Annotated in this window: 11 protein-coding genes; 3 read left to right on the forward strand and 8 right to left on the reverse strand. The window is 58.1% G+C overall.

From position 1 onward, the window contains the following. Nucleotide 1 precedes the first annotated feature (1 nt). The 3 genes from phnE to phnX are packed head-to-tail and all read left to right on the forward strand — an operon-like array spanning nucleotide 2 to nucleotide 2,846. Nucleotides 2-817, forward strand: coding sequence for a phosphonate ABC transporter, permease protein PhnE (gene phnE / locus ACU6HM_RS12815; protein ID WP_009460720.1), 816 nt, complete (start codon nucleotides 2-4; stop codon nucleotides 815-817). Between the two features lie 25 nt (nucleotides 818-842). Beyond that, on the forward strand, nucleotides 843-1,955 hold the full coding sequence (gene psrA, locus ACU6HM_RS12820; RefSeq protein WP_369327151.1) for an iron-containing alcohol dehydrogenase PsrA: 1,113 nt from the start codon (nucleotides 843-845) through the stop codon (nucleotides 1,953-1,955). Between the two features lie 48 nt (nucleotides 1,956-2,003). Next, nucleotides 2,004-2,846 carry a phosphonoacetaldehyde hydrolase gene (phnX, locus tag ACU6HM_RS12825; protein WP_446763905.1) on the forward strand — a complete coding sequence of 281 codons (843 nt, stop codon included), beginning with the start codon at nucleotides 2,004-2,006 and terminating at the stop codon, nucleotides 2,844-2,846. A 115-nt stretch (nucleotides 2,847-2,961) separates the two neighbouring features. Here phnX and ACU6HM_RS12830 read toward each other — a convergent pair whose 3' ends face one another. The 8 genes from ACU6HM_RS12830 to ACU6HM_RS12865 form a co-directional block, all read right to left on the reverse strand. After that, nucleotides 2,962-3,858, reverse strand: a complete 897-nt coding sequence (locus ACU6HM_RS12830) for a LysR substrate-binding domain-containing protein (protein ID WP_052159501.1) — start codon at nucleotides 3,856-3,858, stop codon at nucleotides 2,962-2,964. Between the two features lie 60 nt (nucleotides 3,859-3,918). Then, entirely contained in the window at nucleotides 3,919-6,066 is a 2,148-nt protein-coding gene (locus ACU6HM_RS12835) for a phosphocholine-specific phospholipase C (RefSeq protein ID WP_369327150.1), read from the reverse strand. Nucleotides 6,067-6,140: 74 nt separating this feature from the next. Further along, entirely contained in the window at nucleotides 6,141-6,377 is a 237-nt protein-coding gene (locus ACU6HM_RS12840) for a hypothetical protein (protein WP_446763906.1), read from the reverse strand. Between the two features lie 11 nt (nucleotides 6,378-6,388). Continuing rightward, nucleotides 6,389-8,644 (reverse strand): hypothetical protein, encoded by a 2,256-nt coding sequence (locus tag ACU6HM_RS12845; protein WP_446763907.1) that lies wholly within the window; start codon nucleotides 8,642-8,644, stop codon nucleotides 6,389-6,391. A 216-nt stretch (nucleotides 8,645-8,860) separates the two neighbouring features. Beyond that, entirely contained in the window at nucleotides 8,861-9,595 is a 735-nt protein-coding gene (locus tag ACU6HM_RS12850; protein ID WP_446763908.1) for an alpha/beta hydrolase, read from the reverse strand. A gap of 12 nt (nucleotides 9,596-9,607) precedes the next feature. Then, the gene (locus tag ACU6HM_RS12855) at nucleotides 9,608-10,348 is read right to left on the reverse strand and encodes an ABC transporter ATP-binding protein (protein ID WP_009460732.1); all 741 of its coding nucleotides are present in this window, start codon (nucleotides 10,346-10,348) and stop codon (nucleotides 9,608-9,610) included. After that, on the reverse strand, nucleotides 10,332-11,093 hold the full coding sequence (locus ACU6HM_RS12860) for an ABC transporter ATP-binding protein (protein WP_009460734.1): 762 nt from the start codon (nucleotides 11,091-11,093) through the stop codon (nucleotides 10,332-10,334). The genes ACU6HM_RS12855 and ACU6HM_RS12860 overlap by 17 nt, the downstream gene beginning before the upstream one ends. Then, nucleotides 11,090-11,950, reverse strand: coding sequence for a branched-chain amino acid ABC transporter permease (locus tag ACU6HM_RS12865; protein ID WP_009460736.1), 861 nt, complete (start codon nucleotides 11,948-11,950; stop codon nucleotides 11,090-11,092). The genes ACU6HM_RS12860 and ACU6HM_RS12865 overlap by 4 nt, the downstream gene beginning before the upstream one ends. Nucleotides 11,951-11,995: the final 45 nt, after the last annotated feature.

An 11,995-nucleotide genomic window follows, 5' to 3' on the forward strand; every position in this document is an offset into this window, starting at 1 on the left:
GATGGACAGCAAGTACTCCTGGGTCATGTCTACCCCGACCAGCGCCAAGGGCTGGATTCTGACCGCCCTGATGGTGGCCGCCATTATGGTGGGATTGCAGTGGAGCGCAGAGGGGGCGCAGTTAAGCGCCGCCGAGTTTGCTGCCGGCCTGCCACAAATTGCCGACTTTCTAAGCCGCACCTTTCCACCGGACTGGAGCATTTTGGGCAATTTGCTCGCTCCGGCCATCGAGACCATTCAGATTGCGATCTGGGGCACGGTGTTGGGCGTGATCGGCGCAGTTCCCGTGTCCTTTCTGGCTGCCCGTAACCTGAAGGTCAACCGCTACTTGTACGGTTTTACCCGCCAAAGCCTGAACATCATCCGCAGTATCAATGAGCTGATTCTGGCCCTGGTGTTTGTGGCTGCCGTGGGTCTGGGCCCCTTTCCTGGTGTGTTGGCTCTGGCCGTACATGGAGTGGGAATGCTGGGCAAGTTCTTTGCCGAAAGCATTGAGGAAATTGACCAGGGGCCATTGGATGCCCTGCGTGCTACCGGCGCGCGTCCTTTGCAGGTGATTGTGTTCGGTGTCTTGCCTCAGGTTATTACCGCCTGGATTGCCGTGATCCTGTATCGCTTCGAGGTCAACCTGCGTTCGGCCACCGTGCTGGGCATGGTGGGGGCTGGCGGCTTGGGCTTTGAACTGGTCAGCAGCCTGAAACTGTTCAAGTACCAGGAAACAGCGACCTGCATTGTGGTCATTACCGTGATGGTGGTGGTGGCCGACCTTATCTCCAACCGCCTGCGCGAAGCGATTCGCCACAACGGGCGCGATTGATTGCAGTTTTTCTTTTGAGATTGTTATGTGGCATTTTTTCAATCCAGTTCAGATCGATGCAGGGCATGGGGCTTTTGAGCGTCTGCCCGAGCATCTGGGAACACGGCGAGCCATTCTGATTGCCTTTCCCGAAGCGCGTGAACTGGGCCAGTGCGATCGTTTGCAAGCCTTGCTGGGCGATCAACTGGTGGCGATCGAAACCGATATACAGCCCAATCCGGATGTGTCCTGGCTGGCCCCGCTGTATGAGCGCCTGTGGCGCGATCATCCCGATGTGGAGTGCATCATTGCTCTGGGTGGTGGCAGCGTGATCGATTGCGCCAAAGCCATGCTGAGCAGCACGCCTTCGGGCACGTTTTCCGAATTGCTGGACTGCCTGTCCGGCAAGGCCAGCCTGAGCCAGCCTCCAGGGCGGGTGCGCAGCCTGATTGCCGTGCCCACCACGGCAGGCACCGGGAGCGAGGTTACCCCCTGGGCAACGATTTGGGACAAGGGACAGGGGCGCAAGTACTCCCTGCATCTGCCCTGGACCTGGCCTCAGGCCGCCATTATTGATCCGGGCTTGATGCGCAGCCTGCCTGCCGCAGCGACTTTGGCCAGTGGCCTGGATGCCTTGTCGCACGCTCTGGAGTCGTTGTGGAACATCAACCGCAATCCGGTGTCGGCCAGTCTGGCGGTCGCGGCAGCGCGCCAGATCATGGGCAGCCTGCCACTGCTGATGCAGGACCTGTCCAACCTGGAGCTGCGCGGCCAACTGGCGGTTGCAGCCGTCATGGCAGGGCTGGCGTTCTCCAATACCAAGACGGCTCTGGCTCACTCCCTGTCTTACGAGCTGACTCTGGAACAAGGGCTGCCGCATGGTATCGCCTGCTCCTTCAGCTTGCCCCATGTAATGCAAATGGCACTGGGGCAGGATGCCGATCTGGACCGCTTGCTGTTGTCCATTTTTGATGCGCACAACGGCCTGCAGGCGGTGACGGCTCTGGCCCGTTTTCTGCAGGGGCTGGGCGTCAGTACAGACCCGGCCGCTTACGGTCTGGCTCCCGAGCAGTGGCAAGAACGAATTGCCCAGGCTCTGGAAGGCCCACGAGGACGTAATTTCATTGGTGCACAGACTCTGGATGCTGTGCAGGTATAAGCCCGGCTATTGATCCGGTTTGTTTTCAAAACTGAAGGTTTTTCAATAATGACTCAGAATTTCAATGCTCTGGATACGCTTATGTCGGACAAGGTGGAGGCCGTTATTTTTGACTGGGCTGGCACGCTGGTCGATTTCAGTTCTCTGGCACCGACACAGATTTTTGTGGATGCCTTTGCCACCTTCGGGATTCAGATCAGCCTGGAGCAGGCACGTGGTCCCATGGGCTTGTCCAAGCGCGATCATATCCGTACCTTGCTGGCGACTGAATCGATTCAGGACCAATGGGTGGCCCAGTTCGAGCGTGCTTCCACGGATGCCGATATTGATGCCATCTACGAGCGTTTCATGCCCATGCAGATCGAGAAAGTAGCCGAGTACTCGGCTCCGATTGAAGGGGCGGCAGCTGTTCTGGAGCAGTTACGTGCCAAGGGCATCAAAGTGGGTTCCTGCTCGGGCTACCCTCGTCAGGTGCTTGATGTGTTGCTACCTGCTGCAGCCAGCCAGGGCCTGGCTCCCGATTGCGTTATCGCTGGTGATGAGTTGCCTGCGGGTGGTCGTCCCGGTCCTTTCATGGCCTTGGCCAATGTTCTGGCTCTGGGCGTGGGTGATGTGCGTCGTTGCATCAAAGTGGACGATACCGTGCCCGGTATCGAAGAAGGCCGCCGTGCGGGGATGTGGACGGTGGGCTTGAGCCTGTCGGGTAACGAAGTGGGCTTGTCGCTGACCGAACTGGAGACTGCAGACCCAGCTGAAGTAAAAGCACGAGTCGAGCGAGCCAGCGAGCGTTTGAGCCAGTCCGGCGCGCACTACGTGATTGAAACCATTGCGGACTTCCCAGCCATTGTCCAGGCGATCCAGGCGCGTCTGGCACAAGGCGAAACACCCTGATTTCGTGGGGGCATTGAATCAGGCGTAAAGGGAAGGGCGGGGCTTTATGCCCCGCTTTTTTTATGCCAGGTATCAGTATGGCCGGGCGTGCTTCAGGTATTGCGCCGTCAGGCGACTAGGCACGTAGCTTGCAGGCGCTGGACAGGGCGCTTTGGTGTTGAGCAATGGCCTCGAAGAAGGCGGCCACCAGGCGCGACTCACGTCGCTCGTGCAGACAGCAGACATGGATTTGCGTCCAGACCGGCTCATTCTGGATACGCACCACCCGCAGGCGCGGGTCTGGCACGTATTCGGACTCGGAGACCGTACCCACTCCCAGGCCACGAGCCACGGATTCGCGCAAGGCCTCCCGGCTGCCGATTTCCATGGCGATATCCACCTTGATCTTGTGTTCATGCAAGGCATCTTCCAGCGCCTTGCGAGTGGTGGAGCCTTCCTCACGCATCAGCAAAGGCTCGCCAGCCAGTTCGTCCAGGGCAATGGCATCGCGCTTGGCAAAGGGGTGGTCATGGCGCACAAAGGCAATGACCGGATAACGGGCATAGGGCTGCATGTAGTAGCGGCGCTGGGGCTGGCAACTGGCCACGACGCCGACATCGCAGACGTACTTGTCCAGATCGTCCAGGACCAGCTCGGAGTTGCCCAGTTTGACGGACAGCTTGATGCGCGGGTACACCGCGTGGAAGGACTCGATCAGTTCGGTGACGTGGTAAGGGCTGACGGCACCCAGTTTGAGGGTGCCGTAGTGCAGCTTGCCCGTGCCATCCAGCATTTGGCGCATGTCGGATTCCAGCGAGATCATGCGCCGGGCCATGGGCAGCATTTCCAGCCCGAGGGTGGACAGTTCGACACGCCGGCCCCGGCGATGAAACAGCTCGGCTCCGTATTCGCGTTCAATCATCTGTATTTGTGAACTGAGCGTGGTGTGGCTCATGTTCAGGGCCCGCGCGGCGGCGGTAAAGCCACCGTGCTGGGCCACCATGACGAAGGCCCGAATCTGGTTGAGCGTCATCGTGTTTCTCTAACTGTTTTTTTTCGGGACTGGCTGCCCTATCTTGCCTGATCAGTATGACTAGCGTGCGACGCCCATGGCCGGATCACTGATCCCGTCGCGGCCATTTTCCAGACGGCCAGCAAAGCGGCGCTCGAAATGTTCGCCCATGGTGGCGGTGAAGTCATACCAGTTGGCCGAGCCTTCCAGCGACCAGCGCGCGTCAATCTGCATGCCGGGGTCCACGGTGTACACCCATGGGCCATCTTCCCGATACGCATTGGCGGTGACCGTGACGGTCGCCGCTTCGCTACCCACGTTCATGATGGTCAGGGAGACGGTGTTGGCCTTGGGCTCGTAGCAGACGCGGACTTCGGGTTTGGGGCCTTGGCGCAGGGCGTGCAGATTGCCCTTGAAATGACGGTGGTAGCCGTTGGGGCCCAGCACCCACAAGCTGTAGTCGCCGTTCTGGTCTGCGCCCACGGTCCAGGAGTCCGAAATCATCTTGTCGGCTTCCACGGTAAAGCGACGTGGGTACTCGGACAGATGCAGCTCGTCGTACACATGGAACACGGTGCCTTGGGTGCCAGTATTGCTGAAGGTCAGCCACACCTTGTCCTTGTCCAGATCCACATTGGCGCTGGTATGCAATTGATAAGGCAGGGCACGGGAGGGGCGTAGCATCAGATCCTGTGTGGGCATGGGCTCGGAACCCACAGGCGGCATGGGAACCTTGCCCGCCTGTACTTGCTGCGCCAGTGTGGCATCGGCCTGATCGCGGGTGGGGGCTGACACCAGGGCAGGCTTGTTGGCATTGGGGGACTTGAAGTCAAAGCAGGAGCGCATGTCGCCGAATACGGCTCGACGCCAGGGGCTGATATTGGGCTCCTGCACACCGAAGCGCTGCTCCAGAAAGCGCAGCACGGAGGTGTGGTCAAACTGCTGGGAGTTCACCCAGCCGCCCACGCTCCAGGGAGAAATGATCAGGGTTGGCAAACGGGGGCCGGCACCAAAGGGGCGGCCATCGGGGGGCAGCTTGCGCGAGTCTCCATCCGGGGCGGGCATGGTGTAGTACTCGTTCGAGACATCCACGGTGGACTTGCCGGCCAGAGTGCCGTCGCGGTGACGCCATGGCGGGGCTGGTGGGGGCATGTGGTCAAAGAAGCAGTCGTTTTCGTCGTAGTTCACGATCAGAACGGTTTTGCTCCAGACTTCGGGGTTGGCCGTCAGGATGTTCAGCAAACGCTCCAGATACCAGGCACCCTGTCCGGGCACGCCCATGCTGGGGTGTTCGCTGTAAGGGCCAGGGGCCACAATCCAGCTGACCTGTGGCAGGGCACCCATCTCGATATCGTCGGCAAGGGCTTGCAGAAAGCCGCCGTCGGGCATGGTATTGCCAAAGCCCTTGTACAAGGGAGACAGCGCTTCCATTTGTGGCGAATAAGTGGCCGAGGGCGAGCCCATCGAGGCCAGATCTTCATTGACCTTGCGGTAGGACGCAAACGCCACCAGCTGATTGTTATTGCTGTTGTTGCCGGGACGGTTGTAGACCTTCCAGCGCACGCCTGCTTCCTGCAGACGCTCGGGGTAGCTGGTCCAGTCCAGCCCGTCTTCGGATGGGCCCAGGCCCCCCCAGTTAGAGTTGGTGACGCAGGCACGCCCGGTGACATTGGCCCCATTGGTGCCGCTCCACAGGAACATGCGGTTGGTGAAGGTGCCGGTGTTGATGGAGGTGTGATAGGCATCACAGACGGTAAAGGCGTTGGCCAGTGACCAGTGAAAGGACAGGTCCGACTCCTTCAGGTAGCCCATGGCCACATTGGTGTATTTGGCTTTGGGCCAAAAGGCCATGCGGCCGCCGTCCCAGGCCTCCTGCTGGTCATTCCAGTCGTGTGCACCGCCCACGCGCAGGGCATTGCCTTTGGTCGCGTCCAGATAATAGGGCTGCACCACGCCGCTGCTGCCTTGCTGACGCCAGACCGATTCGCCCGAGGCCATGGGGATGGTGAAGCGGTCACTAAAGCCGCGTACTCCCGGCATGGTGCCGTAGTAGTGGTCAAACGAGCGGTTTTCCTGCATCAGGATAATGACGTGCTCCACATCATTGATGGTGCCGGTGGCATTGTTGGCCGGGATGGCCAGTGCTTTCTGAATGGCGGGGGGAAAGGGCCCCAAGGCAGCGGCGCTGGCGGCCAGCCGCAGAAAATTGCGACGATTAAGGTAAGTCATGGGAAAGCCTTGTCGATTGAAGGTAGCAAGAGGGCCAGGCGCGGCAGTGACCACAGCCCGGCCGGGGTGCTCTGTCAGGGAGCGCAGTCCAGTTGCGAATTGGGGGTGGCGGGCTTGTCCGTGCCTTGTTCGCCCAGCGAACCGCTGGCCGGAGGCGTGACGATGGGCACCTGTTCACTGCCCGAGCCCGTGTCGCTTGCTGGGGAAGGGTCGCCGCTGCTGCCATCGCTGCAGGCACTTAGCATCAGGGCCGTGACGCTAGCCAGTGCCAAGGTGCGCATCAAGCGAGCCGGAAGAGTCAAAGAGGTCATGGCGTGCTCGCTTAGTGGGTGGACAAACTGGACAGCGGCTTGTTGGACCAATAGATCGACTGCAGCTCTTCGTCGCTCAGCACACGATTCCACATGGCCAGATCACCAAACATTTGCTGGGTTGGCGAAGCAACAGCACATTTGCCCACGGTGTAGGGCGGCGTAACCGAGCCATTGCACTTGTTCATCAGGAACTTGCCGGTGCCATCATCGCCAATCCCCCATTGCGGATAGGGAGAGAGCTTGGACAGATCAACAGCGCCAGTGGATTTGCCAGCTGCAACCTGCGTTGTCTGGCCGATGACCGGGTCGAAGATCTGCATGTTCATCTTCTTGGCCACACCGTCCACCGCAAAGGCAATGTAGACCCAGCGGCCTACCGGAATTTGCGTGTAGGGATTGGTGGGGCCGTCGGCACGAACACCGCCTGAACCAATATTGAAGGCCACGCCACACTGATTCTTGGTGGAGCTGCTGAACAGGCCAATCGCCACACCGGCATTGCCACCGCTGACATAGTTCTTGTTGGACAGGATGGTGACGTTATTGCGGTCAATGCACTGGGGCACCTGATACCAGAAGCCGATGGTGAACTGGGGGCTGCTGCCGGTGGAAATATCAAAGCCTTGTGTTGGCGTCATGCGGTAGCCTTCCAGCCCTTCCACGGTGACATGATTGGTATCGACCAGCAGCCCATGCGTGCCGCTAAAGGGGCCGGGCACCACTACCCCTGCGGCCGAAGGCAGATCGGCAGAGGCGGGGGCCATGCTGCTGTTGCCTTGTGCATCAACAGGCGGCAGGGTCGCGCTGAAGGGGTAGTAAGAAAGCAGACCGTTGCGCAAGGTGGTGGCCAATGGCACAGGCGGCAAGTAGGAGATGGGCGGGCTGATCAGGTTGCGCCAGGCGGCCTGCTCGCCCGAGCCTGCCTGCACGGTGTAGTCAAACTGATACGTGCCTTTGCTGCTCAGGTCGGCCGTCAACTGATTGTCGGTATAGCTTTGTGTCCCTGCGGGCAGACGCGAAGCAATGACCTGGCCATCGCGCAGGATATCGATGGGGGCGTCGGCCGGTGCTTTCCAGTCCAGCTTGATGGCCACGGACGAAGAATTGTTGTCCACGACGGTGGCATTCAGATTGGACACGGCTTGTGGGCCCAGCAGGCTGCTGCCATCGAGCTTGTATTCTGCCGCTGGGGGCAGCGTGTCCAGATAGCGCATGACGGTGGGAGCGACATCAACCAGGCTGTTGTACTGATACAGCTCGGCCAGTGTCTGGGGCAGGCTGGCTCCTACGCCTTGTTCCCCTGTGTTGACGCTTTGGTTGAAGGCCAGGAAGGTAGCGGACTGGGACAGCAAGGGCAGGCCATTGTCTTGCCCATGCTCGCTCAAACCGTGGTTGCCTGTCACGACAATCAACCATTGGCGATCCTGCTGCTTGGCCGTGGCCGCCATCAAGGTACCGATCTCCTTGTCCAGCTTGCTCAGGGTGGCCAGGTAGTCAGGTGACTCGACACCAAAATCCAATGCCGCATCTTTGGCAGAACGGTACTGAACCAGAACCTTGCGGTAGTTCCCTTCAATCATCTTCATTGCCTGGGTGGAGACACAGGACAGGGTGACGGCTTGTGCAGAACAATCGGCCAGCTCGTGCAGACGCTCGGCATCATGGTCAGCCTTGAGCAAATGGGCCAGTCCGCTGGATGCAACGGCCGCGGCATTCTGGCCTGGTTGGGCAGAGTGAAACAGGCTGTTTTGACGCAAGACCTGGTCTGGTGCCGTAGATACCACGCCGTGACGATTGGCCCAGGTGCCGGTCAGCAGGCTGGCCCAGCCCGGCATGTCCAGATTGGCTTGTTGGCTGGGGGTGCCCACCACACCGCCGCTATAGGCCAGTTGGACGTTCAGTTTGGCCAGATTGGGGAGGCTGCCCGCTGCCATGCCTTGCTGCACAGCGCGGTAGGTGGCCCCGTCCAGATCAATGATCAGGGCGTGACGAGAGCTGGGTGTGTCAGGTTTTTCCGGGTTGGTGGGGGTTTCGGGGGCGGTGGCCGGGCCCGAGCTGGTTTCAGAGCCACCACAAGCGGCCAGAGCGGCAGATAGACTTGCTACTGCCAGGGCCTTGATCAGGCCTGTTTTGCTGCGTCCTGCGCGGCCCAGGGGCGGGTGTTGCAAGCAGCCAGCTTGGGCCGCGTTCAGATACCGGGTTGCAGAAGGAGGGGGAAAGCCGGGCCCTTGAGAAAGGGGGTTGGCCATGTGCGCATGTCTCATGATTCGATTGCCTTGTCGCTGACGTTAAGAAAGGATCGATCGAATTAGAGCAAGGCAGCATGACGGCCTTGGGTCGATATCCTAGACGTTCATCGTCGTTGCTGTTTGTTTTTTCGGCGGAATCTCTTGGAGGTTTGGAGCGCGAGTCAACAGTGCCGGTTCTGGAGTGTGAACAAGCCCGCTGTTAGCGGGCTTGTTTTGTTAAAGAGGGAACGCTTAAACAGTAGGAGTTGCGCAGGATAGGTAAGGCTTCAGAGTTTGTAGTGTTTCAAGGGGATGGGAGATCATGCAGTCATGGCCAGCTTGTAGTTCCAGATAATGCCAGCCTAGTTGGCGGGCATATAGCTTGCTGCTTTCCAGAGCGCTTAGAGCAGGTTGAGTACAGTCTACGTAGATGCCGGGATATAAGTCTGGGCCTACATTTTGTATATCTGTGTAGGTGCGGGCGGGGTGCGGCGTCAGCATGCGGTCTGCCCAGCGAATGTCTGCTGGGTCATGTACCCCCATATTTGCAACCGTGGGGACAGGAAAGACCGTTGTGCTGTTGCTACCCTGGTAGCTGGAAATCAAGCGTTGTCGGCGTGTCGCGGGGTCGTGTGCGTCGGACCAGCTTTGACCGCAAGGGACCAGGACAGCATCGAGATAAATGGCACGTTGTATGTGCGTGCTGCCGGTGATATGCAGTTGCTCTTGTAAGCCGGGCATGATCAGACCCGCATAACTATGTCCGATCAGGACACAGTCATCGAGCTCCTGATATTGCAAGAACATCGCAATATCTTGTATGTGAGTGTGTATCCCAACCTCTGGTGTCAGAAGGTGGGCACGGTCTCCCAAGCCTGTGAAGGTGGGTGTGAAAACCCGGTGGCCATGTTGCTCTAGCAAGGTCTGTAGGCCGCCCCAGCTCCAGCCTCCGTGCCAAGCTCCATGTAGTAAAACAATATTGGACATGACAGACTCTTTTTAAACTGCGCAGTAGCGGTCCTGCATTTCTTGATCGATTAGTAGTTCGGCAGCACTGGCACGGTGCACAACAGTGCCATTGTCGATAATCACCGCACGGTCTGCGATCTCCAGAGCGAGAGCCACATTTTGTTCGACTAAAACCAACGTTTTTCCTTGCTGGCGCAGCTCGGTAAATAGCGCAAACATTTCATCGACCAGTTTGGGCATAATCCCTTCAGAGGGCTCATCAAGCAAAATGAGCTTCGGATTGCTCATCAGGGCACGTGCAATCGCTAGCATTTGCTGTTCCCCACCAGACATGGTGCTGGCTGCTTGCTTGAAGCGTTCTTTCAGGCGGGGGAAGGTTTGTGCAATTTCCTCAATACGCTCTGTCAGCTTGTACTGGCCGGGTGTCGCTGCCAGACCTAACTGCAGGTTTTCCAGGACCGTAAGTCCCGGGACGATCCTGCGTTCCTCAGGGACGTAGCCCAGACCGTAGCGGAAGCGTTGATGGGCGGGCCGGGCAAGTATTTCTTGTCCTCCGTACAAGACTGATCCTTGGACTTTCGGTACCAGGCCCATTATTGCCTTCAAGGTAGTGGTTTTGCCGGCGCCATTTCGACCTAGAATAGCTAACAGTTCACCTTCTTTAACGGAGAGGTCGATACCTTGAAGAATATGGCTGGGCCCATACCAGGCTTGGAGGCCGGTAATGTGCAGCAGCGTGTCTTGCGGTGGGCTACTAGTGGTGGGCGGCATGTTTTTCCCCTAAATAAACACGTTTGACCTCGGCATTGTTCATGATGTCGGTGGGAGGGCCCTCGGCCAGTAGGGCACCGTGATGGAGGACAAGAATCCGATCACTTATATCCATGACCATCTTCATTTTGTGCTCGACTAGTGCAATGGTGCGTTGTTGGCGCAATGCCTGGATCAATTCGATAATTTGTACTGTCTCTTGTGGTCCCATGCCGGCCGTTGGTTCGTCCATTAAAAGCAGCTCTGGATCGCTGGCCAGAGCCATGGCAATCTCTAGTGCACGCTGCTCTCCATGAGATAGGGAACTAGCCAGTAAACCGGCCTTATGATCCAGTCTGACCATGGCTAGCAGTTCTGTGATGCGCTCTTGGGCCTGGGGGCGCTCATCGCGTACAGTCCAGAAATTCAGGGTGGTTTTAGGAGTTTCCAAGGCTAGAAAAATATTTTCCGCCAAAGTGCTTTCCAGAAAGAGGCTCGTGATTTGATGAGACTTGGCAATACCTATATTGACAAACCGGTGCCGGGGGGTAGACCGGGTGTCTTGGCCCTTAAACAAAAGTTGACCAGTATCGGGTTTGATGGTGCCGCTCAACATGTTGAATAATGTGCTTTTCCCGGCCCCGTTGGGGCCGATAATTGAAAGCAGCTCTCCGCGTCGGATGTTAAAGCTGATGTCTCTATTGGCGACATAGCCACTGTAAGTTTTGCTCAAACCTTGGGCGGAAAGAATAATGTCGTGTGTCATGGCTTTGGCTCCGCAGGACGGCTCTGTCGTATTGCTTGAACGCCACCCCAAATACCTTTTGAGAAAAACAGTACCAGCAGCATGAACAAAATACCGCTGATCATTTGCCAGTAGTCAGTCAAGTCAGAAAGAAGGTTTTCAGCGCCTAGAAAGACAACCGCTCCTACCACCGGGCCGACAAAAGTGGCCATGCCCCCTAGTAGCACCATCATCACTACTTGCCCGGACAGGTGGACCGAGAGCGTCTCCAGGGGGACTGTTCCTATGTGATAGGCATATAGAGCTCCTGCTAAACCGGACAGCAAGCCGGAGATTGCAAAGGTGATCTGCCGAACACGTAGAACAGGCACACCGCAAGCTGCTGCACGCTGCTCATTTTGACGGATCATGGACAAGGAGCGACCCAGGGGGGTGTAGAGCAAGGCACGCAGCAGACTCAAAGCGCCCGCTACAATTGCAAAAATCAGGTAGTACTTGCTGAGTGGGTCGGAACTGGACAGTTGTAAGAATCCCCAGTCTATTTCCAAGGGGGGCACGCCTCGCAAGCCGTTGTCCCCTCCGGTCCAGTTTGGATTGCGGTAAGCGAAGAAGTACGCACATTGCGCCAATGCCAATGTGATCATGGCAAAGTAGATTCCACGCACCCGTAAGGATAAAAAAGCAAAGAGCAGGCCGATCCCCAAACCCACCAAGGCGCCAGACAGCAAAGATAGTTCCCAAGGGAGTTGGCCGTGGACAGCCGCGATGCCAGCCGCATAAGCTCCACCTCCAAACAAGGCTGCGTGTCCTAGCGATAGCATGCCGCCATAACCGAAGACTAAATTGTATGCACTGGCAAAGAGTGCAAAAATCAGCATGGAGGTAGCCAGGGATTGATGGGGAACCAGCCAGGGAAGCAGGCC

The organism is Alcaligenes sp. RM2 (assembly GCF_052931795.1).